This window comes from Variovorax sp. P1_G12, assembly GCF_056405555.1.
In genome coordinates this window covers 1-26,117 of record NZ_JBFUBW010000059.1, presented here as the reverse complement: position 1 = coordinate 26,117, position 26,117 = coordinate 1, and the positions used below count along the sequence as shown (strand labels likewise).

Sequence of the window (26,117 nt, the reverse complement as noted above, 5' to 3'; positions counted from 1 at the left end):
GCGTTGTCGACATAGCGGTAGCGTGCGTCGGCCACCATGCGGCCCCAGGAGGAGAACGGCCAGACGATGCCAACGCCCGCGTTGGCCATGAAGCTCGAGTGGCTGTCGTTGATGCCGAACGCCCTCTCCACCTTGTTGTCGATGGCACCGATCCCGCCCACGAGATAGGGGTGCACGCTGTTCGACTGCCAGCGGTTGATCCCCTGGCGGCCCAGGAAGAACCACTGCGCATCGAGCGTGCCGCTCCAGTTCTTGTACTTGTTCGTGCTGTTGAAGACGCCAAAGCCGGTGCCGACGTTGCCGTCGAGCTCCTCGTACTGGCCACGCAACTCGATGTTCCAGCTGGGGCTGATCGGCTTGCCAATGGACAAGCCTCCGCCCCAGCCGTTGTCGGCGTTGCGGTCACCGTCCGGATGGACGTAGACACCGAAGGGCGTGATGTACCAGCGGTCATCGAAGTACTGGTCCGCTGTGTACGTGGTCTGCGCAAGGCAGGCGCCATACGGGATGGCAAGCACACAGCAAGCCGCGAAGGTGCGTCGATCGAACATGAAAACCTCCTCACGTAGTAGTACGGGGTCAGTGTTGATGAGAGCTTCAGTCCAAGCCAATAGGCCGAAAGATGGATGGGCAAGCCGGCATATTGCGTGCACGCGACTGACTGGATCGTCCGCACAGCAGGCGCAGGGCACCTTTGGTTTCACATATTTCAGCGTGCCGCGCCGCGCGGTTGTTGCACCGCGGCTGCGTTGGAGACGCTTGCAGATTCGCAGCTTTCAAGCGCTTCGCTTGAACGTTCGGGAGCGGTCTGACTTGATCAGCGCGGCGTACTCCTGCGGCGTTCCGCCCTGGATTTCGATGCCGGCAGCCTCCAGCTTGGTCCGCACGTCGGGCCTCTTCAGGGCAGCGTTGATCTCCGCATTGAGCTTGTTGACGATCGCCCTGGGCGTGCCCGCAGGCGCCAGGAAGCCGCCATTCGCGTTGGCGTCATAGCCCTTGAGACCCTGTTCATCCGCCGTCGGCACGTCCGGCAGGGCCGTTGTCCGCTTCTTGGTTGACACCGCAATGGCGCGTGCATCGGCGTCCATCGCAGCCCACGCGCTTCGGCCTCTACGCGTCATGGGGACCTATGCGAGGGGCGCAAACCATTGATGGAGGTACTCAAGGCGACCAAAATGCCGTGTCGATCACTGAATCATTGCTTGGAGACATTTGATGATTTCCATCAGCGCGACCAACGGCCCATCGGTTTCCGAGCCCAACGACGCAACCGAGCCGGCAGTGGTCGGTCCGCCGGTCCAGCCGCCGGCAGAGGCTGCAATCCCTGTCGCAACGGAACTGGCATCGAACCCGCCGGCCGAGGTGCTGGTGGCTCATGAGGTGTTGGAGTTCAACAAGGCGCCGTGGCCCAGTGTCGAAGTAGCCGCCACCAGCGAGCCGGCCGCCAAGACGCCATCGTCTCGAACGCCCGTGCCGACACAATCGGTGGTCACTCCGTCCTCGGCAGAAAGGGCGACGCCGGCCAAGAAGGCGGCACCGGCCAAGAAGGCGGCACCGACCAAGAAGGCGGCACCGACCAAGAAGGCAGCACCGGCCAACAAGGCGGCACCGGCCAAGAAGGCAGCATCAGCCGAGAAGGCAGCACCGACCAAGAAGGCGGCCCCGGCCAAGAAGGCAGCATCGGCCAAGAAGGCCGCACCGGCCAAGAAGGCGGCACCGGCCAAGAAGGCAGTACCGGCCAAGAAGGCGGCACCGACCAGGAAGGTTGCACCGGCCAAGAAGGCAGTACCGGCCAAGAAGCCGGCACCGACCAAGAAGGCGGCACCGACGAGGAAGGCAGCACCGGCCAAGAAGGTGACACCGACCAAGAGGACGGCACCGACCAAAGTCGGCGTCAAGGCCGCCGCGCTGCCCCAGAAGATGATGACAGCGAAGAAGGCTGGACCTTCGAGGGCCAAGGCAGTGAAGGCCGTGGTCGCGCCGCCACCAGTTTCACCCCGTATTGCGGAAGAACCGGCAAATACGATCTCCTTCCGCGCAGCCACGCCCGATGCTGTGCGCGACGACGCCAAGACAAGAGCGAAGCTCGTGCGCGACCGTTTCGCGATGCCCAAGCAGGACTTCAGGCTGATAGCCGTCCTCAAGGACCGCACGCTAGGTTTCAAGCGTCCCGTCAAGAAGAATGAACTTCTGCGAGCCGGGCTGCAGGCCCTTTCAACAACCCTCACCGACACCCAACTGCATAGAGCGCTCGATACGCTGTCCCCGGACGCCAAAATCAAAGCCAAGCTCGTGCGTGACGATTTCACAATGCCCGAACAGGACTTCGAGCTGATTGCCGTCCTCAAGGTCCGCGCGTTAGGTTTCAGGCGGCCCGTCAAGAAGAATGAACTTCTGCGAGCCGGGCTGCAGGCGCTTCAACGACTCACCGACGCCCAACTGCATGGTGCGGTCGATTCGCTGTCCCCGCTGAAAGCTGGACGTCCCAAGAAGAACGCCAACTGAAGGCCGGGCTGCAGCAGAAGGTGGGGAGGCATCTGCGATCTGTGCCGACAAATGCAAAAAGCCCCTGACTCTTGCGAATCAGGGGCTTTTGTTTGGTGCCGGAGAGATGAATCGAACACCCGACCTTCTCATTACGAATGAGCAGATAAGTGGATGGATGTTTGTTGATCTTTGTTGATGTTCGAGTGAATTTACAGAGGGAAAGGCCTTGGAGTTAGCGCCATGGATTCCTCGTTGTTGATCTGAATATCAAAAATTCTCTTACATCCTCCGTTACTTCCGGGGCCGATGTAAGAGAATCCCTCCATGGCAAAAATTGCACTCACAGCGCCGCGCGTCGCCGGCTTCTCGTGCCCGCCTGACAAGGCGCAGGCGTTCCTATGGGATAGCAAAGCGCCTGGGCTCGGCCTTCGCGCCACGCCACGAGGGACGCCGGCCTTCATCTTCCAGAGCGTTTATCAGGGCAAGAGCCTGCGCATCACGATCGGCGACGCCCAGGCGTGGCGCATCCCGGACGCGCAAGCCAAGTCGAGGGAACTGCAGCGTCAAATTGATGAAGGTCGCGACCCGCGCGAGGTAAAGGCCGAGGTCGTCGCGGCCGACGTGGCGAAGCGTGACGCCGAGCGGCAACAGGCGGTGACGGTCGGCGAAGCGTGGCTCACATATTTGGCCCGCGGGAAGCCCAAGAAAAAGGCAGCATGGAAGCCTCGCTACCTGGTCGACTTGCACAAAATGGCGTCGATTGGTGGCGAGCCAAAGAAGCGGGGCAAGGGCGTGACGTTGCCTGGCCCGATCGCGGCGCTGCTCTCGACCGGTCTGAAAGACATCAATCCGAAGAGCTTGCGCGCGTGGCACCAGCGTCAAGCGGAACGCGGCCCGGTGCAGGCGGCGCGCGCCGTCCAAATGTTCTCGGGTTTCCTGCGCTGGTGCAGTACTCAGGACGAGTACGACGGGATCGTCGATCCGCTAGCGGCTCGAGATGCGAAAGTACAAGACGCGCTTCACTCAGGCGCTGGGAGCCGGCGCACTGACGCAATCGAGGAGGCGCAGTTGGAGACTTGGTTTGCGGGCGTGGGCCAGTTGCGGAACACGACCGCTGGCACTTACCTGCAAGGACTTCTGCTGACCGGCGCTCGGCGCGAAGAGCTGGCAGCGCTCAAGTGGGCCGACATCGACTTCCGCTGGGGGCGGCTCACAATTGCGGACAAGGTTGGCGACACACGGACGCTGCCTCTCGCGCCGTACCTTCACCAGCTGCTCCACAACCTGCCTCGCGTCGCGGACAACCCGCATGTCTTCGCGGCGCCAGTTGCGAAGTCGGGTCGTATCGCCGATCCGCGCAGCGCCCACGCCGAGGTGCTCACTCGTGGCGGGCTCCCGCACGTCACGATCCATGGCTTGCGTCGCACGTTTGCGCTCATGGGCGAGGCCGCGGGCTGCCCGGCAGGCGCCATCGCGCAAATCATGGGCCATCGGCCGGGTAGCATGTCGGAGAAGTACAAGCCCCGGACCATCGACCAACTTCGGCCTTACATGGCACAGGTCGAGCGGTTCATCTTGGAGACGGCTGGCGTGCCATTCGATTTTGATGCGGCGGCCGAAGGGCGTGTCAGCAATGTGACGGTTCTCCGGAAGAGAGCCGCCTGAACGTTTCGCCCCAGCTAGGTTTAGCGGCTGAAAAGCGGGTCACCTTCACCCGCCCGCTGGGGCTCCTGATGAAGGGCACCGGAAGGGGTGCGTTGATGACTGTCGGCTGGGACTACTGGGACACTTTTCGACTTCATGAGGCTGCGTGCCTGATTGCAGGCGAGCCTGTGATTCAAAAGCGGGTGAGCAAGTTGGGGGACATAGCCCATGAGCTTCCAGCGGGCGCGCGGCCGGTGTTCAAACGACTTTTGTTCGCTGAGGCCATGGGGCGCAAATATCGAAATGGCGAACAGGAGCATCCCGATCATCCAAAGGCAGAGACCTTGAATGTCCTTCCGGTTGGTGAGGCGGACCACGAACTCTTCGTCTCCCGTGAGGAGCTTCATCGCTGGGTTCAGGCGATTGGCCGTCCGTCGGCTTATCAGTTTCTCCGACCCGAACGTCGCGGCGACGCTCAGAGCCAGACGGTCGACGCTGAGACGGCTCCGATCAGTGCACCAAGTGCGGCCCCAGTGCTTTGGAGTCCGAAGGAGCTTGGCCGAGCCGATGACCTACGCCGTGCGCTACACGGCTATTTGCTCTTGGCCGACAAGACGGCGCCTCCGCCCAAGGCTCGGGCAGTCCTCGACGCTTGGTCGACCGATAAGCCGCCTCGAATCACCCGCGTGCATGCTGGCAGCGTGGACTATCCTGCGAACGGGCCGGATGGCGAAAAGACCGCCGGCATCGGGCAAATCCAGGATCGCATAGACAACCTCATACAGCGCCTGGATACAGCGCAGTGACCATCGCTCGCTGGCACCAGATGGAGATGAGAAGGAAATAAGAAGGAAACAAGGGAAATAGCGCCTTGCAAAGGGAAGGATGCTGGCGCGTCGACCCTGTGTGAAAAGAATGGGACTCCATACATCGGCATTCGCTGGTGTTTGGAGCCTCTATGCAAATCGCACCCCTTCGCAGCGCGACCATCCGCCGCGCTGCTTCTGAGCCCCAGCGGTATCCGCCGCTGGAAGCCGTGACCCGCCCCACGGTGCCGACCGAACAGGCCGGCTATTACTTGGACCGCCGCCCGCAGACCATGCGCGGCTGGGCCTGTCTGGATAACGGTCCGATTCGTCCGATCCGCGTGCATGGCCGCCTCGCATGGCCCGTCGCCGACATCCGCCGTTTGCTCGAGGTGGCTTAAATGACGGCACCCCAGAAAAGCGAAAGCCCGGTGGCAGCCGGGCAAGTCGCAGATCAAAGCACTGAAAACGGCCCGATTGTCGCACCGAGCGCCACTACCGCAACGGACGCCGAGAAGTTCGCCGTCAAGGGCCACGCCCTGCAGAGCAGCGTTCGCGCCGACGATGGCCGCGTGACGTTCGTTGTGCGCCGCTCGGGCCAGTCCCGGAGCTTCACCCACTGGAACGACGTTCGCGCATTCCTCGCCCAGATCGAGGAGGGCGACGTGAACCGTCTCACCTACCGCCAGATCGCCGGCCGCACGCGCCGGATCTCGCATTATCGCGACGCTCTGTCTCGCGCGACGGCGTTGGGTGACACCGAGTTGGCCGCGGCCTGGGACCGGGCGATGGTGCGAACGGAGCGCCTTTCCGCCCAGTTCGTGACGCGTGCGGCACCGTCGGGAGGTCGTGCCTAATGGCCCGCATTCGCACGATCAAGCCGGAGACGTGGACCAGCGAGCAGGTGATGAACCTCTCGCCGCTCGCTCGCCTCGCGTTCATTGGCTTGTGGAACTTCTGCGACGACGGTGGCAACCACCCGGCCAGCGCTCGCACGCTGAAGGCCGAGGTCTTCCCGTCCGACGACATCGCGGCGACCAACGTGGAATCCCTCGTGGCCGAAATGCTCGGTCAGGAGCTGCTGATGACCTACGAGGCCGGCAGCAAAGTCTTCTGGCACGTCACTGGCTGGCACCACCAGCGCATCGACAAGCCGACGTTCAAGCACCCGCCTTTCTCCGGTGAATCGGCCACTGCGCGCCGCGCGGTCAGTGATGAATCGGCACCGACTCCCAGGGCGTTCGACGAGCATTCGTCGAACGATCGTCGAATCATCGACGCGGCCTCGACCCCGGAATGGAAGGGAGAGGAATGGAAGGGAGAGGAAGATAAAGAGGCTATCGCCTCTGTCGGCAGCGGACTGCCGCCGTGCAAGACCCAGGCGATCGTCGACCTGTACCACGAGGTTCTGCCTGAACTGCCGGCTGTTCGTTTGATGAATGACTCGCGCAAGCGGGAGCTGTCGAAGCGCTGGCGCTGGGTTTTGACCACGACCAAGCTGGACGGCAGCCGCCGCGCTCAGACTGCAGAACAGGCGATGACGTGGTTTCGCGATTACTTCGACCGGGCGCGCGACAACGACTTTCTGATGGGACGTGGGCAGAAGGCGTCGGGGCATGAGGGTTGGCGCTGCGACCTCGATTTCCTGCTCACGGAAAAGGGCCTGAAGCACGTGATCGAGAAGACCGCGGAGGTGGCAGCGTGAAGCACGACCATCAAGCCGTCGCCGCCATGGCCGTGCTGGAGGCCGAGCACAGCCTGATCGGCGCTCTGCTGTTGGACAACGGCGCCTGGGACCGGATTGGCGACACCGTGAAGACCGAGCACTTCTACTCCGACCGCAACCGCACGTTCTTCGCCGAGATCTCGCGCCAGATCGTCGCCGGCAAGCAGTGCGACGTGGTGACGACCGGCACAGCGCTCAAAGACCCCAAGGCGTTCGCCGAGTTGAACGCGCTGGCGCAGTACGTGCCGAGCGCGGCCAACGTGAGGCGCTATGCGGCTCTGATCGTGGAGCGCTACCAGAGCCGGCAGTTGATGGCAGTGAGCAGCGCGGTCACGGAACTGGCACAGGACCACGAGCGCAGCATCGAGGAGCGCATCGAGGACGCCCAAGGCCAACTTGTCAAGCTGATCGGCGAGGCGCCGCGCGACGAGTGGATCGGAGCGGCCGAAGGCATGGCGCTGCACACGTCGTTGCTGGAGGACCGGGCGTCCGGCAAGACGACTGCGATGGCCACCGGCCTGGCCGACCTGGACGAATACCTTGAGGGCGGCATCCGCCCCGGCGAGCTGGTCATCATCGGCGCGCGGCCGAGCCAGGGCAAGACCGCGTTGGCCATGACCATCGGCATCAACATGGCCGAGCGCTACGCGGTGGCGATGCTGTCGATGGAAATGCCGCACACGGAGGTGCGCGACCGCCTGACGGCCATGATTGGCGGCGTCAGCCTGTCGGCGGTCAAGCGCCCGAATCTCGGGGCCGGCCTGCAGTGGGATCGCGTGGTGGATGGTGTGGATCGCGCGCGCAACCTGAACTTCGCGGTGTCGGACCAAGGCGGCCTGAACATCAACCAGGTGCGCGCGAAGGCCCGGAACGTGAAGCGCCTGCGCGGCTTGAAGGTGCTGATCGTGGACTACATCGGGCTCATGTCGGGCCTGGACGGGAAGCAGTCGCGCGCCTACCAGCTCGAGGAAATCAGCCGTGGCCTGAAGACGCTGGCCAAGGAGCTCGACATTGCCGTGGTGTGCCTGGCGCAGGTCAACCGCAAGGTGGAGGAGCGGGTCGACCAGACCGCGGGCCTCAGCGATCTGCGCGATTCGGGCGCCATCGAGCAGGACGCCGACATCATCCTGTTCATCAACCGGCCGATCCAGGCCAAGCCCGATCTCGGGCCAGAGTGGCAGTACTACGCCAAGGTGAGCGTGGCGAAGAACCGCCAGGGCCGGTGCGGCGTGCTGAGCCTGAGCTACATCGGCGACCAGACGCGTTTCGATGGCTGGGAAGGGCCGGCGCCCACTCGTAATGCTCGTGCGAAAGGCGGCGACCTGTGACCCAGCCGAGCCCAAGCATCCCCCACCAAACGACCCGGCACCACGGTCAACCCAAATTTAACTGGAGAAACTATGACTGAAAAAGTGACCGGCGAGCCGGAACAGCTCAACCCTGAGTACCGGGCTCTCCTGGCCGAGATGATGACTGTCCTGCGCGAGCAGGGCGAGGCCGCCATCGAAAATGAGTGCCACACGTTCAAGTTCGCGCGCATGCTGACCCTGGCGCCTGAAAGTTACTACACGCTGCTCGAAGAGAGCAAGCCGGGTGCCGCGAAGGAGTGGCGTGCCTGGGCGGCGAATCAGATCGAGCGCCACGACTATGCCGAGTTCTTCGCGCTGCTGAAGCGAGTCGGTGACATCCGCCGCGCCGAGGGCGACGAAGCGCTGGACGGCCCGGAGCACGCCGGACTGTTCGTGCGGCTGATGCGCACTGCACCGCCACGCTATCGCGCCGAGGCTGATGCCCTGGTGGAGCAGTCAGGGCTTGTCCCGCCGGCCACGCACGTCAACGAAGACGGCGAGCCGGTCTTCAGCGTGCAGCAGATCGCCGAAAAGCTCGGCGTGGCCGTCGAGGAGGTCGACGCGTTTGTAGGCCAGCACATCAACCCGGAGGCCCTCTACCGTGGCGAGGTCCACCCCATCCAGTGAGCCGGGAGCATCGTGTCCCCCCATAGAGGTCGCCCACCGCTGCCGTTCTCAATAGCATGGCCCGATGAAAAACGCATCGCAACCTTCGGGGCCTCGCCTTCTCACATTCCAGGAATTCACTCATGACCATTGAAATGCTCAAACACGCGGTCGAGGACGGGGGCGAATCCGCCCTTGTTCTCCTGTTCTGCTCGTCTGCTTCCACCGTGAAAATCTATGAGGACCGCATCCCGTTCGACCCGTCGACCGATACCCTGACATGCGATTTCAAGCTGCTTTGGGGTCGTGCTGACCTGGTCATCAGCCACTTCGATGGCAGCATGATGGTGATCATTGCGAAAGATGGCGGCCGTGGTCATGACCACGTTGTGGCAGGGATCGGCGACGCTTCTCTGTGTGCGGCCCAACTCGCTTTGATGTTTGGCGCGAAGGTACCGGTGCGTGCGGCATTGCTGTGGTCCGCGGCCGGAGATTTGCTGCTCGATGCCCTGATCGAAGACGCCTGCTTGGCGGCGAACGTCACGCCCTTGCCGTGGGGCCCTCTGGAGCGACATCTTTCCGCCGCAGCAAACAGCATCAATCAGTTCGCCGCTGGCGCGTCGCACCTCGCCGACGTGCATGCGGAAGCCAAAGGGCAGGTGCACTGATGGGCCGCCGTTCGGATATTGACTGGGACGCGATCGAGCGGGAGTACCGCCTCGGCCAGAAGTCCAACAAGCAACTGGCCGCCGAGCATGGTGTCCAGGCGAGCACCATCGGCCGCCGTGCTGAGAAGCATGAATGGGTTCAAGACAAGGCCGCGGAGGTTCGAGCACGAGCTGACAACATGCTCTTGAAGGCGACTGCGAAAGCCAGCGGAAATGCAATCGGAAGAAAGCAATCGGAGAATGCAACCCCCGATAGCTTTGAAATCAAAGCGGCCGCCACCGTCCGGGTTGATGTCGTCCTCGGGCACCGGAAAGGCCTCGGTCGGATCTCCAGCATTCGCGACACGATGCTCGATGAGATCGAGGCTCAGACCAGCCAGATCGATCTGCTGACCCAGATCGTTGAGGTCGCCCGCGACCCAGGGGAGAGCGGCATCGACAAGCGAAACGACCTACTGCAACGCATCATTGCGCTGCCCAGCCGCGTCGAGTCGCTCAAGAAGCTGACCGAGATCGACGAGAAGGTACGCAGGGGTGAGCGCGAGGCGTACAACATCGAGTCCGGCCAGCAGGCCGGTGACTCCGATTCTCTGGCATCGCTGCTGGCCAAGATCGGCCGCAGCAGCATGCCGGTGGTGCATGACCTGCCGGACGACGACGAGGCGGCCACGCCATGAGCGAAGCGAAGCACCCGGTAACAGACTGGCCGGTCATCGAGGCAGACTACCGCGCCGGCATCAAGTCGCTGCGCACGATCGCAGGCGAGCACGGCGTAGCCGAGTCCACCATCCGCAAGCGCGCGAACAAGGAGGACTGGGCGCGCGACCTTGGCGCAAGGATCCAAGCCAAGGCGGACGCGCTGGTGCGTAGTGCCGCGGTGCGCAGCGAGGTGCGCACCAAAACGCGCGTCCCGGAACACGTGGTCGTCGACGCCAACGCGGGCGCCGTGTTCCATGTTCACATGAGCCAGCGCTCCGACATCCAGCGCTCCTTGGACCTCTGCCGCAAGCTGTTTGGTGAGATTGAGGCGCAGACCGACAACGTCGAACTGTTTGCCAAGCTCGGCGAACTGATGGACGAGTCCAGCACCGACGCCGAGACCGGGCGCCAACGCCGCGACCTTCTGAATGAGGGATACCGAAAGGCACTCAGCACGGCGGGTCGCGTCGACTCAGCCAAGAAGCTTGTTGAGATGTTGGAAAAGGGTGTGCGCATGCAGCGCGAGGCCTTCGGGATCAAGTCGGATGACGGGGGAGGCCTCCCGCCTGCGACCGTCCTGACCGATGCCGAGCGCGCAAGCCGCCTGGCCACATTGATCTTCAAGGCTCGCGCGAAGATGGAGACCGATGACACATGACCGAGAACTGCCCAAGCCAGTCACACACGACCACGTCGCTACACCACAGAAGACCCAATGAACCTCGATAGCTGATCGGCGCTCGCATGCCCAGCCGCAAGATCGCGAAGTTGACCGACAAGCGCCACGACAACGTCAAGAACACCATCGAATCGCTCGCGGAGAGCGGGGCGATCGGTGCTCCTCAAAGTGAGGAATACCGCGACAAGCCTTGGCCGTACTACCCACCAGTACCGGGTCTGCAACGCTGTTCTCAAGGTTGCTGACGTTCGCCAGCGTCCGGTCTATGCGAGCCCAGTACAGCCGTTTTGGGCCCCCCAACGGACCTCCGCCTCGCTCCAAAGCGGTAGGTCAGCCGGTGCCGCTCGCTCACGCGCGCAGCAGGCGAGGCATGGGCTTGCCTTGCGCGGCCCCATAGGGGAAGAGCACCTTCGAAATCCGGTCCTGCTCCAGCGCGAAGCTTTCCGCACATGCTGCAGTGACCAATGCGTCGAGTGCCAGCGTGGGCTTCAGATCGCGGCCTTCGAGCAGGTTGGCGCTTGAGAGCCCGGGCCAATCCGCCACGATGCACCCGCCCTGCACGGCGCCGCCGATCAGCATCGCTACCGCACCGGTGCCGTGGTCGGTGCCGCCCGTGCCATTGGCCGCCACGGTCCGCCCGAACTCCGTCGCCACCAGGATCACCGTCTTGTCCCACGTGGCTCCCAGTCCCTCGCGCAATCCGGCAATCAGGCCGTCGAGGTTCTTGAGCTGCGTCGCCAGGCGCGCGTTCTGGCCGCTGTGCGTGTCCCAGCCGCCGGTCTCGATCATTGCGATGCGAGGGCCGTCCGTGCGACCGAGGAAGCCGGCTGCCATGCCGCCGAGGGCGGTTGCGGACTGGCGTTTCGCGTCAGCGCCCATCTCACCGGCCATGCCGCGCGCCTCCAGGGCGGCAGCCCACAGCGCGTGCAGCTGTCCATCCTTGGCGTAGAGCTGATCCACGCGCAACATCAAGTCCTCTTCGAGCTCCGGAAGGTTCGAGCGCGCGTAGGACGTGACCTCTACGCTGCCACGAAGCGCCATCGGAATGGCTGGCGAGAATGCGATGGCCTCCTTGCCGCTGCGCGGCAGCACGGCCAGCAGCCGGTTCATCCAGCCGTCCTTGACCTGGTACGGCGCCCTGCCGCCGGTCTCCAGCACATTTTGTCCGTCGAAGTGCGAGCGGTCGCGGTAGGGCGAGGCGACCGCGTGAAAGAAGCTGGCCTGTCCTGCCGCGTACAGGTCGCGGAGGCTCGCCAACGAGGGATGCAGCGCGAAGGTGCCATCCAGCTTCAATGCGCTGGCGGCGTCGATCGCCAGTGCGCCGCGCGCGCTGGCATAGGCCGGATCGGCGTATGGGATGAGGGTGTTCAGACCGTCGGCCGCGCCGCGCTGGATGATGAAGATGAAGCGGCGCTCGGTGGCCGCTTGCGCAAAGAGCACTCCGGGGGCGGCCAGCAGCGCGGCCGCGCCCAGGAATCCGCGTCGGTCCAGGCTCATTGCTATCTCCTCAGGAACTCGGGGGCGACCAGCAGCAGCGCCAACGCCGTGCCGCCGTTGTCGGCGCGCGAGATGGCGCCTGCCGTGCTTGCGCTGAGCGCGTCACCAGGCAGCACGCGGGGTGCGAGGCTCCTGGCATCGACCGTGTTGCCCGCCTGCTGGGCGAAGCGCTGCGCCGTCTCCACCCGTCGAATCAGCGCGTCCGGCGCAGCCCATGTAGCGGACACGTCGTCGTAACCGGCCGGCGAGCCGGGTCGCCAAACCGGCTGGCCGAGCTGGTTCATCAAGCTGATGGACTCCGTCGCCGACAGCTCGCGGCGTCCAATGGCGCGCAGGCTGGATATGCCCCAGTCCCAGGGCGACTTGAACTTGGCGGACGCGGGCCGCCAGGCCTCTGGAGACGCCACCAGTTCTCGGTACACGCTGGGCAGGTCTCCGCCGCTGCGCGAGAAGGTGTCGGCAAGGCGCTGGACCAGCGCGGGCGGGGGATCGTCGGCGGCGAAGTGGCGGGCCAGCTTGGTGGCGATGTGGTGCGCGGTCGCCGGAGCAGCGACCAGATCGTGGAGGATGGCGCGGGCCTGCTGTTCGCCGCCGTCGGCATAGCTACGACCGAGCACGGTCCGCGCACCCGGCTCATGCAAGGCGCGCACGAAGCGGAAGGTGGCTTGCGTTGGCGCGCCGGAGTCATCGCTCGGAAGCGTCCAGCCGGTAAGTGCCCGCGCGAACTCGGTCACGTCCTCCTGGGTATAGCCGCTTCGAACGCCCAGCGTGTGCAATTCCAGGATTTCGCGGGCCAGGTTCTCGTTCAGTCCGCGGCCGCGCTGCCCTGTGTTCTGCGCCCGTTGGCCGGCCAAGCTGCCCGGTCCAATCGATTGCGCCTGGTCCAGGTAAAGCAGCATTGCCGGATGGCAGACGGCGGCCAGGAGCAGGTCTTCGAAGCGGCCCAACACGTTCGGGCGAATGGCGTCGGCCTCGAAACCGCCGGCCAGCCCCACCACCAGCAACTTGTCCACCGAGACCGCGAAGTGGTTGGACCAGAAGTGAACGAGTCGCTCCACGAAAGGTGCCATGGTCTGCAAGGCGCTGTCGGTGCGGGCACCCACGGCCGCCCCGTACTCGGCTCGTCCCTTGCGCAGGTAGGCCTCCCGAATACCGCTGCGCTGGTCCTGCGGCGCCTGTCTCACGGCACTCTGCTGCGCCAGCCAGACCTGCAGCAGATCGGGCGTGTGTGCAACAGGCGTCCAAGACGCCGGCAGCGCCTCGTACTTGTCCAACTGCGACAGAAGCCATCGCTGCGGATGATCCGGCGGGGGCTCGTCGGGACGAGCGCCGAGGCCGAAGCGGTTCAAGGCAATCGCTGGAGCACCCATGGCGTCATTGTGGTGCTGCGACTTGCAAAGGCAAGTGTCGCGCAAATGAAGGCCGTGTAAAGCCGAGCCAATCCAGAGGGTGCGAGCGCACCCGACAATCAGCTATCGGGGCAGTTGAGCCCCGTCGGCGAATTGCGGCTCGTGACCGCATTCTGCCCTTCCGGCTGAAGCCACGGGTGGAACCGGGCAGCTGGCTCTCGGAGGAGAGGCCTGCCGAGCCCGTGATGCACTGCACCAAAGGGCAGTATCCAAATCCCCAAGCCGAGGTTACCGTGAGGCCCTTTGGGCATCCGGAGCCGGACGGTGCGAGGCACCTGCTTCAATTTTGGACGGCTTCAGCACCTGGGACCGTGAGCGAACCCACTGTTTTCATCGTTGACGACGACGACGCTTGCCGCGACTCGATACGAGAGTTGGTCATCGCGGTCGGGCTCGCGGCCGCGGTCTTCAGCTCGGCGTTCGAGTTCCTGGCGGCCTTCGACGCTACTTGGCGCGGCTGCCTGGTGTTGGACCTGCGCATGCCGCGCATGGATGGACTGGCGCTGCAGGCGCGCCTGCGCGAGATGGGCGCTCAAATACCGATTGTGTTCATCAGCGGCAGCGTCGACATCCCGAAGGCCGTCCAGGCCATCCGAGACGGCGCAGTGGACTTCCTGCAAAAGCCCTATCCGCGGGAGTTGCTGCTGGACGCGATAGGCCAGGCATTACGTCGAAACGCCGACTGACGCGGCAAGCCACATCGGTTGGGGGGAATTGGGGTCGTGCAGCGGATCTCCGCTCGTGGCCGTTCTGAGCCGCTGGGCCTCAAGCGTAGCGCCTCCCCCGCAGGATGATTGACGGGCTCGCATTGAATCGCCGCGGCCTCGACAACCGGCAACTTGATCTTCGATCGCGCGCATACTGGATCAGCGAAAGGTCGAAATGCAACACGCAACCTGGATGGCGCAGGCCAGAGCCCACTGGATGGAGCACCAACCCCGGAAGTACCGGCGTCTGCTGAAGACGGGCAAGCTCGAGCAGGCGCTGACCGAAGCGGCGACCGCGACGGCCGAGGGGATCCGCGCGCTGACGACGCAGGGCGCGACGTGGCAGGAGGCGTGGGAAGCGTCCCGTGAGCTGTACCTGTTCCCGCCCGAAGAACCCGAGCAGACGCCGCGGATGAAAAGGACGCCCGGGTATCTGGCGCACTTGGAACTGATGCAGGGCCTGGCGAACCTGGGGATGCCCGACGAGGACTAACCCCCGTGGACGGCGTCAACCAAGCGGACAACGCACCATCAATCTGGGCGGCGCGTCCAGTAGTCGAACCTGCGCCCGTCAGTCAGATAGCGAGCACGTGCACGTTCGCCGAGGCCTTCAACGAAGCCCGCCAGGAGGTTGCATGAATCAGATCGCCATTACCGCTGGACATCCGCAAGATGCTTGTCGAACTGCACGGCGAGGGGGGGTGTCCTGAAATTTCAGGATACCCACCATGAACCGCAGAACGGCCAGTCTTACCCGGTGTTCGTGGAGCTTGGCTTGGCCGAAGAGGGGTATACCCGTCTTTGGAGACACCCCCCAAAACGGTCAGGAATATCCGGAGTTCCGCCTCGATCGAACGCCTCGCTGCCCGAGGTGTGATGGCACTCCCTGCATTGCAGGAAGTGTCGAATCCCGGCCCCGACCCGAAGACGATCGAGGTCTACCGCGTGGGAAAGCGCGACAGCTACGTGGTCGTCGCGCAGCTGTCGCCGGAGTTCACCGCCACGCTGGTCGACCGCTGGCAGGAGTTGGAAGCCACCGCGCCGATGCAGATCCCGCAGACGATGTCGCAGGCCCTGCGCCTCTCTGCCGAGCAGTCCGAGCAGAGCGACGGCTCCGCGATCGCTTCTCTCTCAGGCGGACTTTCCGCCACGGCCGTAGCCGCTGTTTTCGGGCGGGAGCGGTTCGGAGTCGGGGCACTTGCGGCCCCAGGCGTCGAGGTCTTCGACCAGCCAGGCCGTGCGGCCTTTAGCTCCGACGCCCGAGGAAAGCATTGGCTATTCGGCTGCGCTCGGTCGAGCTCTCGCCGAGTGGCAATTTATCGAGTCGGGCTTGGTTCAAGTCTTCGAGCACGCACTTCGAGTGGCACATCACCCAGGAGCAGTGGCGGCCTTTCATGTCCCTCAAGGTTTTCGCGTCCGTCTCGACATGTGCAGTGCCGCGCTGTCGAAGTCTGAAGCTCCTGCACCGTGGATCGCGATGGAAAGCGATCAGTAGCAAGCTGAAATTGCTTGGGGACAAGCGAAACATTGCTTCGCACGGGCTCACGATGTTCGATGCGACTCGGCCGACGGGCGAGCGTCTGTTCATGACGACGAACCTCAACAATCCTGACAAGCGCCAGAATGTCTACAACCACAATGTGGGGCGGGGCAGCGAAGACCTTGCACAGCCAGGCGAGCGAGTATTCCGCTGCCTATGAGGAGCTCGCCGCGTTCTCGAGCTATTTCTCGGTGGCGATCAAGGATGGATTTCCCGAGGGGGATGTCGTTCCGGGGCCAGCAATGGGGCAGTGGCCTACGACGCCGGGTGGGTAGAGGGCTTCCGGAGGCGCCTTGACTATGCTTGGGTCATGAGACAACCTTACACGTCCAGCGCGCTCTTCCATTTCGTCGGCCGCGCGGCCCCCGCGGACGACGATCGCAATTGCGAAACGCTACTGAAGATCCTCCGCTCCGGTTGCATTTCATTCCCTCCTCATGACAAAGCAGGGCATGGGCCGCGCAGCGTAACGGTGCGCCCGGATGCGTCGCTGCTCGATGAGCAACTGATCTCTCCGCATATCACGTGCTTCGCGGATATTCCGGCCGAGTCACTTGGGCCACACGTTTCGCGCTACGGTCGTTTCGGACTCAGCTTTGCGCGCGCCGAGTTGTTGAAGTGGGGCGCCCGACCTGTGGCATACGTGCCGACCTTCAAGGAGGATTGGGATGGCATTTTCGGCAGGACGATGCTGCGAGATCTCGAGGCCATCTACAAAGGCTTCAGAGCGCACTACGCAGAACGGATCGACGACCAAGCTGAGGGCATTTCAGTATCTCTGGCAGAGCTCCTAGACCCCGCCAAGGCACCGCGTGGAATGGGCAAGATTCCGAAGGACGAGCAGCAACTTCTACGGGCTCTGAAGCGCATCCTCGAAATGGATCTGTTGGCGTACATCAAGCCCTTTGATGCGGATTTACCAGAGGACCACCAGGACAACTTCTACATGGAGCGGGAGTGGCGGCTCGTGGGCCAATGGCCGTTCAAGCTCGAAGACATCGTGCATATTCATGCGGCACCGTTACACCGAACAAGGATCCAATCGGAGTTCCCAGCCTTGCAGGGTCGCATCATAGACGTGAGCTGGCCGTAACCAACGGCTTCGCGGAGTTGAACAGAAGAGTTCTGCAGGTCGTGCTGAACCAAACGCAGTGACACCTGGTATGACCATGGCCGCGATACCTCCCTGATCTACAGGCACCCGCCGGCCATCGGGCTTTCTTGCCCGAAGCTTGGCCATAGTCGAGCTACCATCACGCCACACTGATAGTTTGGAATCACACGATGCTTGAACTGCTGGACACGGGACGCATGGCCCACAAATTCGGCAAGTGGCGGGGTGCTGTGACCGCCATGTTTGCGGTTGTACCTCTTGCGCTGGCTTGGGGGTTTGCAACCGTTTTTGACGTGGTCCTGTCGATATCGGCGGCGGGCGCGAAAGCAGGCGCGCCCGCCGCTGCGCTGTGGATCGCGCTCGGGCTGGTTGTCTTGGCGGCTGCGATCGTGGTTTATGGCGCATGGCTCCTCTATGTGGATGAGGTGCGCGGTGACTACTACGACCTGGCGGCGCGCTACAAACGTGAGGGTTGGTAGTCGTCCTGGGCCGTTCGACCCCCCGCCCGTGGCAGGCTTCCTTCGTAGGCGTGCCGCAGGTCGTGCCCGGTTCAGAACGGGTGTCTCACCGCCGCGCGCTCGAAGCCCGCTACGTCTCCCTCAGGCCCGCGCCCAGTCGGTCCTTGGGTCCCTCGATGCTTGCAACTGGCTCGGACCCATGATCGCCGAGACGGCGTGGATATGGGCGATCTCCTCGACTGCGATCGTGCGTTCAAGCCGGCCATTGACCGTGGCAAGTTCAATGGCGTCGGCGCCGTGACTGAGAAGCTCGCGTACCAGCCGTTCGCCCGTGTGCAGAACGACCGAGACATACTCGCCGACTGCCAGCGCAGCGCCAGGCGACACAACGACGAACCAACCATCGCGAATAGCTGGGGCCATTTGATGGCCACGCATACGTAGCAGATGTTCGCCGGCCATTTCGAAGGCGATTGGGGCACGCTCTTTCTTCATTTCCCATCCGCTTGGTCGATTGGGCGCAGCCGCCAAGACTCTCGCTTCCGCGGGCAAGGTCACAGCGGGGCGGGGGTGTGAGTTGGTAGACTTCTGAGTAGCCATTTGTGCGTTCCTTCCAAGGTAGTTGCACGTTGTGGTTAGACGGTCGGGGTGTTCGTTGCATCCTGGCCGTCGCCTTTTCTGCCTCACATCGCTGATGTTCGGAACTGAGCATCAGCTCGCCGTGAGGGGCGGCGATCATTCCATTGACTCCTTCGCCTTGTCGATGCGATCGCGGACCCAAGCCGCGCCGCCGAGCCGGTCGAGTTTTTCTTTCTGTGTCGGCTTCATTCGCACCATCACCGGGATCATGGATTCGCCCTCAGGGAGCGGCTTCCTCCCGCTGCCAGGGCGAACGCCTCCTCGGGTTTGCTTTGGTTCTGCCATTTGATTAATGTAAATCACAAACCAATCTCGTGCAAAAGTGCATTGCTGGTCGCCGCATAGTGCCTTTTGCCGGCTGAGCAAGCGAGGGCCTCTTGAGGGCCCAAAATTCCCACGCGTTGGCGAACGATCACCACGGTGCGGAATCGCCCACAGGAGCACATGCAGCGGCCGGAGGAGCAGATCGACCAGCGTCGATATGTGGATGCCGAAGAGGCAAGGCTGACAAGCGCTCCCGCGGTGCCGCAGACGGTGGCTACCCGGCGCTGATGGCCGCGACTATGAGGGCCGCTGCCGTCGGAAGATCATGGGGTTGGACCGGCATGACCATGATGCTGCGCTACCTCTCGCTGCGCGGCGAGGATCTCTCCAATCGGTTCGTCTATGTGCGGAAGTCGATCAGCGTCGGGAGCGGGCTGCGGCGGGACTTGCGCCCCGTCGGCTTCATGACGGCCACCGGAGGCAGCGCGCGGTTCTTCTTCGCGGTCTCCATCGCTTCGTTGTGCAGCGCTTCCAGTAGGGCGCTTTGCGGGAAACGCCACGAGCGTCCGAACTTCACTCCCGGCAGCCGGCCGCTGCGCGCCGCTTCCTCAACGGTCGAGGGCTCGCAGTCGAGGTAGGCGGCCACCTCTTCAGCAGTCAACATCGGATTCATCGTGTATCCCTTTCATGGGGAGTGTCGTTGGGCTCGGCATAGATGTCGTCGAAGGTGACGACGTGGCCACACGCGGCGGCGAAGGCGATCAAGCGACGCGCGCGGGCCGGCGGTATGGATTGACCGCGCTCGTAGTGGCCGATGTTGCCCTGCGTGCAACCGATGCCTTCGGCCAGCGTTTCCTGCGTGACGCCGAGGCGTTCGCGCACGCGGCTGATGGGGTTCATGGGCGTGTGCTGGGAATGTTGTCGAACGTGCCTTCGAACGGGGACAGGTAAGCCGTCGCGGAGGGGCGAAGAGTCCGGCATGGAAGCGACCGAACGTTGCGCAGGACCCTCTGTCGCCTGTACGCGGGGTTCAATATCCCTGAAGTCGATCAATGTCGGCAGCGGGGTTCTTCTGCCTGGTCTGGCGCGAACCTGTTCGGGCGTTTTGCCCACCAGCGCTGCCAAGGGCTGCGGTCTTATTCGCGGTTGCCTGGGCATCAGATTGCGCATTGCTTCCTCGTGGAGCGCCTGCACCACTGCAGTCCGAGGAAAGACCCAGGAGCGTTCGTACTTGAATCCAGGCAAGCGTCCCGAACGGGCTGCGTCCTCGACCGTTTTTGGCTCGCAATTCAATAGTGCCGCTAGTTCCCGGACCGTCAGCAACGCAGGTTCGTTGCTGTCGGCATGCAAGACGCCGCGATCGATACTTGTCATGTATCTGCCTTGGTTCGGGGGGCGACGGAAGTCTACTGTGATTGGGGATCATCGATCAACCCTGGCAGGGAAGTCGGGCGCAATGCTCCGCGCACCCTGCTTCGCCTCCGTGGCGCCACGCATTCAGGCGTACGAAACGCAGAGGCTTCAATGCCTCAGGGCGTGCTCGCCACGCAGCGGCCAGAATAGATGCAGTGAGGAAAAGCCAGAGACGTGCGGTTACGCGCGCAGGCAATGAAGGAGCGAGGGATGAAATGCTGTGTATTTGTGCTGATGCTGGTCATCGCGAGCGGCGCCAGCGCCCAAGTGAACAAGTGCGTCGATACCAAAGGCAAGACGGTGTACTCCGAGCAGCCTTGTGCGGCCGACCAGAGGGGCGGCCAGCTACTGGGCAGACAGGCAACTGAAAAGAACGCTGAGATGGACGCCTATAGCGCCCAGTCGCACCGAGAGAGCCTCTCGCGCACTCTGCGGCAACAGCGTGACGCAATCGATGGGCCACCACGGGCGCGCGAGGCAGAACGGGAGTACGAATCCGATCAAGAACCCGTAGCGGAAGCCGAACGGTCGACTGCTGCGAACAGCAACCCCACGTCGTGCGACACATGGACGCCACGCAAAGGATGCATCGGCGGAAGCCGTGCGACCAATCCAACCTGGTCGCCGCGCAAGGGATACACCGGCGGAAGTAGTGCAGAGGATCGGCAGCGCGATGAACGGGATCGCCTGGCCGCTGAGCAGGCTGCCCGTAAGGCGCAGCCGACCTCGATGACGAACTGCAACGCTGGTGGCTGCTGGGACAATGCAGGCAATCGCTACAACCGAACCGGAGACGGCAGCAGGTTCGTCCGCAGTGACGGCAAGTTCTGCACGACGAACGGCAACTTCGTCAATTGCAACTGACGCGGCCCGGCGCTGGCCCGGTAACAAAGAGGAGGGCTGCGGCTGGTGGGTTAACTCGCCATTGCTGGCGCCACCTGCGAGCGCTACGCCGACGGACTACAACCAGTCGGCCCGTAAGCTGCGCAGCGTCGCAGAATAGTTCCAGGAGTAAATTGCGGCCGGGTTTGCACCCGCACTTTCGGTCGGCACCTACGGGCCAATCCCCGCGAGGATCATCCTGTTGCTGCGCCGCCACTGCGCCGGTGGGCGTCGCCAGCGTGGGCGGGGCTTTCAGGCAGATCCCTGCCTGAGTTTTAACGCATCGCGGTACAGGAACGGTACGTGATACGCTGGCGCGGCATTAGACCCTTTGCGTTCGAAAAACCCCACTTCCGTCAACGTATCGGCCCTTTCTGTCGCATCCGCTTCGCTCATGCCCCAGAGTTTTGCCAAGGACGTGGGTGTTTGCTGCGTTTTGCCGCGCTCCAACTTGTCCATCAACGGCTTGAGACTGGGGTGTTCTGCGCATAATGTTTGCGAATAGCGTGCCATCGAAACCTCAGGCACGGCGCCGCTAATGGCATTTCTTTCAAAGAGCCATGGTTCAGCAGGACCGGCACTTCCAAGTTCATATTGTTTGAGCTGCTCATCTTGCGAAGCAAGCAAAAGATGGATGAGTTCGCGTGGCGCCGTTCGCTTAGTGCCATCGGCCGTTCTAGAAAGCATCCAATCAATTGTTTGTGGCCTTTTTTGGCCAATATCAATTTGATCTGGAAATACGCGATGAAAGAAATCTAGTTGCATTGGCGTGCTCCCCAGTACTTCTGCCGGCACTACGTTGTAGTAATTGCAAATTGCGGGATTATTTAGCAGTCGACGAATGATTAAATTAACCAACGCCGGTTGATCCCAAGTGATCAAAATGTTCCGCGTAATGTGACTTGCCTCGCGAAATCCGTCTTTAACGAGCTTCGACCAAATGTCATCACGAAGAAATATTTTTAATCTAAACGATTCAAAATTGGAAAAATCTAGATAACAGCGAAAAAGCGCGCGCAAAGCGTTTCCTTCCAGCTCAGGAGACTCTGCAAAGGCCACGTCCAGCCTGTCGAGCACCAGCCAAGCTTGGATCTTCACTACTTCCATGCTTTGATTGACGGCTTTCAGCAGATCGTCCACCGATCTATATCCAAAAGCACGCTGCTCTTCGGTCGGTTCGGCGAATGTGATCTTTCCGGAGAGAGAGACACCGCTGTTTGGCTCAGTGATTGCGGCTTCCAGAGTTGGAAATCGTCTTGATACGTACTCCATCACGGCCTTGAGCTTTTGCATTAGCTCTGTGCCGCTAGGGGGGAGCAATTTATTATTGCTGAGTAAACTGAAAACTGCCTCCGCCGGTGCGTAAGTCAGTTTCATTTCCTTTAGAGCATGGCGCACGTATTCTGCAAGTATGCAAAGGAAATATAATTTCCACATTGCACGCAACTGTTCCTCGCTGGGCGGCGGTGCGGTGATTAAATCTCGAAAAACCGGACTACCACGGGTATTTTCGGCGGCGAGCACGATGATGCGACGATTTAACCTGAGCTCCTCCTTCTGACGTACTAAAAGAGAATAGAGTGCGCTTTTTCCTGCTCCTTTCGATCCAAAAACAATGTCAGCTGAGCCCTGGATAAGTTTGGACCACTGCTTCGTTTCGACAAAATATGATTGAAGTTGGTCATTTTCATCTTCGGCTACTCTGCTTCCGAAGCTCGCGGATTTCAGTATGTCGCGGCGAGAAAGGGGCGGGGCAGGAGGATYAACTGAAATATTGCTCATTGGGATTTTTACTCAGATGCTTGTTGCATTTTGACACCTGAAATTTTGGAGCAATCCTAGGGTTTGTGGGGGGGCCTTTTGCTCAGTTCCCCAAAAAATCGCGTTTGAACCGCAAGCATCAAAGTTGCCCGCCGTTGCTGCGCCGCCACAGTGCGGAAGGCACTCGGGGTGACGGCCGGGCCGGAGCGGCGCACTCCTTGCGCTGGTGCCGTGTTCGCGCGGCGGCATCCTACCCTCGCATGAGCACGCTGGCCAGCTGGGCCAAGGCGGCTTCGGCGGACAGTTCCAGCGTCACTGAGTCAATGAAGYCGTCTGCGCGCCGAAGCAGTTCCATGTTCGCGTCGCGCTCATGATGGGCTGCTGCGTGCGGCGTCATGCTACCCGGCGTTCCGCGTCTCGCAGTACCAAGTCTGGTGCACGAACTTCCCATGCTCATGCTCGATCCCTGAGAAGCTGATCGTGTCGGAGGCGCAAGCTACCAAGGTCGGCGCCCACAAGATGCCAAACGCTGGTTGCCTCTGGCCCGGGACTGACACGTAGAGGCCGAGGCGGGTCCGCCCCATCTTGTGGTCGAGCACCAGCATGCCGCGGGCCCACTCCTGATCAGCGAACTCCCGATCGCTCAACTTTTTGCCGCCCCTGTAGCGCCGCTTCATCCTGACTCGCATACTGGATAAGCATACAGTCTTTTGCTGGGCTGATGCCATGGAACGCGACGACTGGATTGCTGTCTGTGCCCACCAGCTGCACCGCCAATGGCGGACTGTGGACCCTGATCAACTTGACGAGTTGGCGGCCGATCTGTGGCGCGACGAGCGCTTGCGAGCCATAGCGCCGGCTGTCCACCTCGCGCTTGAACCAATCGAGCGCTCAACTTGCTCTATGCATCGAGGCGCGAGACTTCATCGACGCCTGGCATGAAGGCCACGCAGGGCTGGGGTCCCCGTCCGATTGACAGCGTTTTTCACGAAGGCTAGCTTTTCTATCGCACAACCTCGGCAGCAATGTGGCGGTCTCCGGCGCTGGTAGGGGACGCTGAGGCCCCGCTCTTAACCGAGCGGTTCCCCGATGCTGGCGAACGCCGCTCCCGACCGTCTGGGTAGGTGCTGACCAATGCTCGAGGAGTCTGCCATGCCGATGCCGCTAGAACTGCTACAGGCGCTCGCTGATGCCGAGCCGCCGATTGAGATCTTCAATCCGTCCGTCCACAAGGAACTTCGAATCCTTCATAAAGCTGGCCACATCATCTGTAGCTTTCCGCCTCTGGGGACGAGCCGGCCGCAACCCGCCTGCGTCCACATGGTGACGCCGCTGGGCCACAAGGCGCTGCGGTACTTCGGATCGGGGGCCTCATGGCGGCGGAGCGAAATTCCGGCTTGACCGCCATCCGCTGATGAGCCGGATGCACAAGCCTGATTCGAAGCTGCCGCCCAGCGCCGCCGATAATCCGGCGCCATGAAAGACCAGGCTTCGATAGGCATAGCTGCCAGCATTGGCACCGTAATGATTCTTGCCGTGTGGAAGGCGAAACGGCTGCGTTGGACGGTCATCGTTCTGCTTCTTTTCATCGGGCTTGTGACCCTGGTCGTTGGGGCTGATCCAACGATCACGTTGCCTCCCTGTTGGGGAGCGGTCGCCGGGAGTTCACCTCCCCTAGGTCATATCTTCTAGCGTCCGACAGGTGGCGAAGCGCTTCAGTCCGCGAGCCGCAGCGCCTCGATCAACCCGGCCACGTTGACGACCGCGAGCTTTTCGTAGATTGCATGGATCTGGTTGCGCACCTTGGCCGGCGAGCGGTCGAGCGTCTGCGGAGGTGCCTGTTTTTGAGGCATCGCGTCGGCGGCCCCATCTGGAGTCAATCCCCGATGTTTCGCATGCTGTTGTCCACAGGTCTGTCCACGGGGCTAGTGGAGAACCCTAATCGGCGCCGCGCTGGGCCTTTCGCCAGTCCCAAGGCGGCACCGGGTCGGCATCGCGCCAGAGCCCGACGCGCTTCGCCTTGGCCTCCGTCTCGGCGAACTCATATTGCCCGCGCTCTTGGGCGGTCTGGTCCCGAGAGTAGGCCCTGTACCACCAGGCCATCCCGACCGAGACCATGGCGAAGCCGGCATCGAGCGTCCTGGGCCCGCGCGGTGCCGAGGCGGGCGTCACCATCACCTTGCACACGCTGCGACCGTACCGGTCGGTCTTGATGCAGTCGAGGTCGACGTTCTTCATATAGACCAGGTCGGACATGGCCTGCTTGGCGCGCTCGCCAAACGGCTGGCGTCTTTCGGGGGTGTCGATCCCATGCAGGCGAACCTTGACTTCCTCGTAGCTGCCGGGCTGGCCGCAGCGGACCTTGAGCGTGTCGCCGTCGGAAACTCCGACCACAAGGCAGGTGCGCGGCGCAGCGGAAACGGCGAGGGGGAGGGCGAGCAGGAGGAGAAGTGAGAGGGAGCGAATCATCAATGCAATTGACCCTGCGCGGCTGGCATAGCCTGGGCGGCGGAGTCGCCCTCTAGCCGAGAACGGATCGCGGCCTCAAGCGTTGCGCGCACGACGGCTTCGACGGCCTGCCAGTACTTCAGGTACGCCTCTTCGCCGGCCGCGCACTTCGGAACCAGGCCCTGTTTGACCGCTTCCTTCATCGCGGCCACGAGCATTTCGTCAGTCATATTCATCGGTCAAATGTCGAGAGTTGGCCGAAGTATCTCAGGGGCTGGACGGTCTACTTTGCGGAGGTGGAGGGGTAGGCGCCTGCGCGCCTAAATTCGTGGTGCCCCGGGCCGGAATCGAACCGGCACGCTGGAACTGGTCGCGGCGATGATGGACTGGTTCAACAAGGCCCCAGTACGATCTCCGCTCCAACAACGAGGAGTGGAAGATGGAAAGCATGGTCGGGCTGATGATGGTGATGTGGGTGGCCGCGGCCGTGATCGCGGTACTTTGGATCTGCATGCCCTTCGCGATCTTCGGCACGAAGCCACTGTTGCGCACACTGATCGCGGAGCAGAAGAAGACGAACCAGTTGCTCGTCGATGCTGCGGAGCGTGCCAAGAAGCCCGTTGACATGGTGCTGGTCAGCACGCGCAAGGTCGACGCCTGACCGTGGGTGTGGGCTCTGAGTCACGCAGAGTTCATATTGGCGACGTGCCCTGCATGCCGACGATCTGCTGCTGGAAAGAGGACAGTCCAAAATTGGACAGTGCATGCGCCGCGATCTCTGGGTGAGTGCTGTTGTGCATGGCGCGGATGGCGATGTGGCCGGTGCGCGCTGGTAGACGCCTCCCCGTCTTGTCTCCGTCGTCCGCTAGGCGCACAGTTGCGCGATGAACCGCACGGACGTGATGCTGGCGGTGGTGGAAATGGCAGAGGCAGGCGGCGCGCTGCCTGCCGACGAGGCGATCTCGCGCATCTCAGTCCTGATCGACCGCCTGGACGTGCACAGCGAGAACTACCAGGTCGACATGGAGGTTCTGCTGTGCATCGGCGCGACGATCTGGACGCTGGCCAAGGGTATGCGATCAATGAACCACGTCCTTGAGCCGCGGTCTGTGACCTGACAGCCTACGTTCCCACATAGATGAACATGGGAACGTAAATGACAGACGATTTGGAAGCCCTCAAACGCCGGCTGGTGGTGGGGCACAAGAGCGACGGACGCAGCGTGTACGACGAAGCGGCGAAGTCGGAACTGGTGGCACTGTGTCGGCAGCCCGGCGCCTCGGTATCGCGCCTGGCACGCGAGTGCCGGCGTGAATGCCAA

At 62.6% G+C, this 26,117-nt stretch carries 32 protein-coding genes and 2 pseudogenes; 22 read left to right on the top strand and 12 right to left on the bottom strand.

The features are described 5' to 3' along the window. Positions 1 to 551, bottom strand: a 551-nt coding sequence (locus AC1D2O_RS36115) for an outer membrane beta-barrel protein (protein WP_478158792.1), incomplete at its 3' end; no start/stop codon positions are given. A 225-nt stretch (positions 552 to 776) separates the two neighbouring features. Continuing rightward, a pseudogene (locus AC1D2O_RS36110) lies at positions 777 to 1,079 on the bottom strand (tripartite tricarboxylate transporter substrate-binding protein); the annotation flags it as partial. 136 nt (positions 1,080 to 1,215) lie between these two features. Between AC1D2O_RS36110 and AC1D2O_RS36105 the strand changes: the two are divergent. From AC1D2O_RS36105 to AC1D2O_RS36050, 12 genes are all read left to right on the top strand, one after another. After that, the gene (locus tag AC1D2O_RS36105; protein ID WP_478158791.1) at positions 1,216 to 2,505 is read left to right on the top strand and encodes a hypothetical protein; all 1,290 of its coding nucleotides are present in this window, start codon (positions 1,216 to 1,218) and stop codon (positions 2,503 to 2,505) included. 306 nt (positions 2,506 to 2,811) lie between these two features. Then, on the top strand, positions 2,812 to 4,152 hold the full coding sequence (locus AC1D2O_RS36100) for a tyrosine-type recombinase/integrase (protein ID WP_478158790.1): 1,341 nt from the start codon (positions 2,812 to 2,814) through the stop codon (positions 4,150 to 4,152). 68 nt (positions 4,153 to 4,220) lie between these two features. Beyond that, positions 4,221 to 4,937, top strand: coding sequence for a hypothetical protein (locus tag AC1D2O_RS36095; RefSeq protein WP_478158789.1), 717 nt, complete (start codon positions 4,221 to 4,223; stop codon positions 4,935 to 4,937). 152 nt (positions 4,938 to 5,089) lie between these two features. Next, complete coding sequence (locus AC1D2O_RS36090) at positions 5,090 to 5,338, top strand: hypothetical protein (RefSeq protein ID WP_477650750.1); 249 nt, start codon at positions 5,090 to 5,092, stop codon at positions 5,336 to 5,338. Next, the gene (locus AC1D2O_RS36085) at positions 5,339 to 5,794 is read left to right on the top strand and encodes a hypothetical protein (protein WP_478158788.1); all 456 of its coding nucleotides are present in this window, start codon (positions 5,339 to 5,341) and stop codon (positions 5,792 to 5,794) included. It abuts the gene before it with no gap. Continuing rightward, positions 5,794 to 6,642 (top strand): hypothetical protein, encoded by an 849-nt coding sequence (locus tag AC1D2O_RS36080; protein ID WP_478092936.1) that lies wholly within the window; start codon positions 5,794 to 5,796, stop codon positions 6,640 to 6,642. The genes AC1D2O_RS36085 and AC1D2O_RS36080 overlap by 1 nt, the downstream gene beginning before the upstream one ends. Beyond that, positions 6,639 to 7,991, top strand: coding sequence for a replicative DNA helicase (locus AC1D2O_RS36075; RefSeq protein WP_478158787.1), 1,353 nt, complete (start codon positions 6,639 to 6,641; stop codon positions 7,989 to 7,991). Before AC1D2O_RS36080 ends, AC1D2O_RS36075 begins: the two co-directional genes overlap by 4 nt. A gap of 72 nt (positions 7,992 to 8,063) precedes the next feature. Continuing rightward, a complete protein-coding gene (locus tag AC1D2O_RS36070) occupies positions 8,064 to 8,639 on the top strand; it encodes a hypothetical protein (protein ID WP_478092932.1) in 576 nt (191 codons plus the stop codon). Positions 8,640 to 8,761: 122 nt separating this feature from the next. After that, positions 8,762 to 9,286, top strand: a complete 525-nt coding sequence (locus AC1D2O_RS36065; RefSeq protein WP_478158786.1) for a hypothetical protein — start codon at positions 8,762 to 8,764, stop codon at positions 9,284 to 9,286. Beyond that, positions 9,286 to 9,963, top strand: coding sequence for a hypothetical protein (locus tag AC1D2O_RS36060; protein WP_478092927.1), 678 nt, complete (start codon positions 9,286 to 9,288; stop codon positions 9,961 to 9,963). Before AC1D2O_RS36065 ends, AC1D2O_RS36060 begins: the two co-directional genes overlap by 1 nt. Further along, complete coding sequence (locus AC1D2O_RS36055; RefSeq protein ID WP_478158785.1) at positions 9,960 to 10,643, top strand: hypothetical protein; 684 nt, start codon at positions 9,960 to 9,962, stop codon at positions 10,641 to 10,643. Before AC1D2O_RS36060 ends, AC1D2O_RS36055 begins: the two co-directional genes overlap by 4 nt. Positions 10,644 to 10,729: 86 nt before the next feature. After that, entirely contained in the window at positions 10,730 to 10,909 is a 180-nt protein-coding gene (locus AC1D2O_RS36050) for a hypothetical protein (RefSeq protein ID WP_478092923.1), read from the top strand. A gap of 103 nt (positions 10,910 to 11,012) precedes the next feature. Here the strand turns inward: AC1D2O_RS36050 and AC1D2O_RS36045 are convergent, their stop codons facing one another. Together AC1D2O_RS36045 and AC1D2O_RS36040 are read right to left on the bottom strand one after the other, a co-directional pair. Further along, a complete protein-coding gene (locus tag AC1D2O_RS36045; protein WP_478158784.1) occupies positions 11,013 to 12,161 on the bottom strand; it encodes a DUF1501 domain-containing protein in 1,149 nt (382 codons plus the stop codon). Between the two features lie 2 nt (positions 12,162 to 12,163). Further along, positions 12,164 to 13,531 (bottom strand): DUF1800 domain-containing protein, encoded by a 1,368-nt coding sequence (locus AC1D2O_RS36040; protein ID WP_478158783.1) that lies wholly within the window; start codon positions 13,529 to 13,531, stop codon positions 12,164 to 12,166. Between the two features lie 350 nt (positions 13,532 to 13,881). Between AC1D2O_RS36040 and AC1D2O_RS36035 the strand changes: the two genes are divergently transcribed. From AC1D2O_RS36035 to AC1D2O_RS36010, 6 genes are all read left to right on the top strand, one after another. Continuing rightward, complete coding sequence (locus AC1D2O_RS36035) at positions 13,882 to 14,256, top strand: response regulator transcription factor (RefSeq protein WP_477650257.1); 375 nt, start codon at positions 13,882 to 13,884, stop codon at positions 14,254 to 14,256. A 196-nt stretch (positions 14,257 to 14,452) separates the two neighbouring features. Next, positions 14,453 to 14,770, top strand: coding sequence for a hypothetical protein (locus AC1D2O_RS36030; RefSeq protein WP_477650258.1), 318 nt, complete (start codon positions 14,453 to 14,455; stop codon positions 14,768 to 14,770). Between the two features lie 383 nt (positions 14,771 to 15,153). After that, positions 15,154 to 15,732 carry a hypothetical protein gene (locus AC1D2O_RS36025; RefSeq protein WP_478158782.1) on the top strand — a complete coding sequence of 193 codons (579 nt, stop codon included), beginning with the start codon at positions 15,154 to 15,156 and terminating at the stop codon, positions 15,730 to 15,732. A gap of 168 nt (positions 15,733 to 15,900) precedes the next feature. Then, positions 15,901 to 16,092 carry a hypothetical protein gene (locus AC1D2O_RS36020; RefSeq protein ID WP_477650259.1) on the top strand — a complete coding sequence of 64 codons (192 nt, stop codon included), beginning with the start codon at positions 15,901 to 15,903 and terminating at the stop codon, positions 16,090 to 16,092. Positions 16,093 to 16,127: 35 nt separating this feature from the next. Beyond that, positions 16,128 to 16,910 carry an abortive infection system antitoxin AbiGi family protein gene (locus AC1D2O_RS36015; RefSeq protein ID WP_477650260.1) on the top strand — a complete coding sequence of 261 codons (783 nt, stop codon included), beginning with the start codon at positions 16,128 to 16,130 and terminating at the stop codon, positions 16,908 to 16,910. A 191-nt stretch (positions 16,911 to 17,101) separates the two neighbouring features. Next, the gene (locus tag AC1D2O_RS36010; protein ID WP_477650261.1) at positions 17,102 to 17,410 is read left to right on the top strand and encodes a hypothetical protein; all 309 of its coding nucleotides are present in this window, start codon (positions 17,102 to 17,104) and stop codon (positions 17,408 to 17,410) included. Positions 17,411 to 17,530: 120 nt separating this feature from the next. Here the strand turns inward: AC1D2O_RS36010 and AC1D2O_RS36005 are convergent, their stop codons facing one another. The 4 genes and pseudogenes from AC1D2O_RS36005 to AC1D2O_RS35990 all read right to left on the bottom strand — a co-directional run. Next, positions 17,531 to 17,884 (bottom strand): S24 family peptidase, encoded by a 354-nt coding sequence (locus AC1D2O_RS36005; protein WP_477650834.1) that lies wholly within the window; start codon positions 17,882 to 17,884, stop codon positions 17,531 to 17,533. An 808-nt stretch (positions 17,885 to 18,692) separates the two neighbouring features. After that, positions 18,693 to 18,965, bottom strand: a complete 273-nt coding sequence (locus tag AC1D2O_RS36000) for a helix-turn-helix domain-containing protein (protein WP_478158781.1) — start codon at positions 18,963 to 18,965, stop codon at positions 18,693 to 18,695. Beyond that, positions 18,962 to 19,192, bottom strand: coding sequence for a helix-turn-helix domain-containing protein (locus AC1D2O_RS35995; RefSeq protein WP_478158793.1), 231 nt, complete (start codon positions 19,190 to 19,192; stop codon positions 18,962 to 18,964). Before AC1D2O_RS35995 ends, AC1D2O_RS36000 begins: the two co-directional genes overlap by 4 nt. Before the next feature lie 294 nt (positions 19,193 to 19,486). After that, positions 19,487 to 19,666: pseudogene (locus AC1D2O_RS35990) on the bottom strand (helix-turn-helix domain-containing protein); the annotation flags it as partial. A 249-nt stretch (positions 19,667 to 19,915) separates the two neighbouring features. Here AC1D2O_RS35990 and AC1D2O_RS35985 point away from each other — a divergent pair. Then, positions 19,916 to 20,569 carry a DUF4124 domain-containing protein gene (locus AC1D2O_RS35985; RefSeq protein ID WP_477650743.1) on the top strand — a complete coding sequence of 218 codons (654 nt, stop codon included), beginning with the start codon at positions 19,916 to 19,918 and terminating at the stop codon, positions 20,567 to 20,569. 270 nt (positions 20,570 to 20,839) lie between these two features. On the opposite strand, the gene AC1D2O_RS35980 is transcribed toward AC1D2O_RS35985, so the two are convergent. Continuing rightward, positions 20,840 to 22,369, bottom strand: coding sequence for a P-loop ATPase, Sll1717 family (locus AC1D2O_RS35980; RefSeq protein WP_478158780.1), 1,530 nt, complete (start codon positions 22,367 to 22,369; stop codon positions 20,840 to 20,842). 1,131 nt (positions 22,370 to 23,500) lie between these two features. Between AC1D2O_RS35980 and AC1D2O_RS35975 the strand changes: the two genes are divergently transcribed. Continuing rightward, a complete protein-coding gene (locus AC1D2O_RS35975; protein WP_477650568.1) occupies positions 23,501 to 23,749 on the top strand; it encodes a hypothetical protein in 249 nt (82 codons plus the stop codon). A gap of 314 nt (positions 23,750 to 24,063) precedes the next feature. Here the strand turns inward: AC1D2O_RS35975 and AC1D2O_RS35970 are convergent, their stop codons facing one another. The 3 genes from AC1D2O_RS35970 to AC1D2O_RS35960 all read right to left on the bottom strand — a co-directional run bounded on the left by AC1D2O_RS35970 (position 24,064) and on the right by AC1D2O_RS35960 (position 25,032). Further along, positions 24,064 to 24,201, bottom strand: coding sequence for a hypothetical protein (locus tag AC1D2O_RS35970; protein ID WP_477650569.1), 138 nt, complete (start codon positions 24,199 to 24,201; stop codon positions 24,064 to 24,066). Positions 24,202 to 24,286: 85 nt separating this feature from the next. Then, a complete protein-coding gene (locus AC1D2O_RS35965) occupies positions 24,287 to 24,817 on the bottom strand; it encodes a thermonuclease family protein (RefSeq protein ID WP_477650570.1) in 531 nt (176 codons plus the stop codon). Further along, entirely contained in the window at positions 24,817 to 25,032 is a 216-nt protein-coding gene (locus AC1D2O_RS35960) for a hypothetical protein (RefSeq protein ID WP_477650571.1), read from the bottom strand. Before AC1D2O_RS35960 ends, AC1D2O_RS35965 begins: the two co-directional genes overlap by 1 nt. A 203-nt stretch (positions 25,033 to 25,235) precedes the next feature. On the opposite strand from AC1D2O_RS35960, the gene AC1D2O_RS35955 reads away from it, so the two are divergent. Both AC1D2O_RS35955 and AC1D2O_RS35950 read left to right on the top strand, forming a co-directional pair. Beyond that, positions 25,236 to 25,457 carry a hypothetical protein gene (locus tag AC1D2O_RS35955; protein ID WP_478158779.1) on the top strand — a complete coding sequence of 74 codons (222 nt, stop codon included), beginning with the start codon at positions 25,236 to 25,238 and terminating at the stop codon, positions 25,455 to 25,457. A 223-nt stretch (positions 25,458 to 25,680) separates the two neighbouring features. Next, complete coding sequence (locus tag AC1D2O_RS35950; protein WP_477650573.1) at positions 25,681 to 25,914, top strand: hypothetical protein; 234 nt, start codon at positions 25,681 to 25,683, stop codon at positions 25,912 to 25,914. Positions 25,915 to 26,117: the final 203 nt, after the last annotated feature.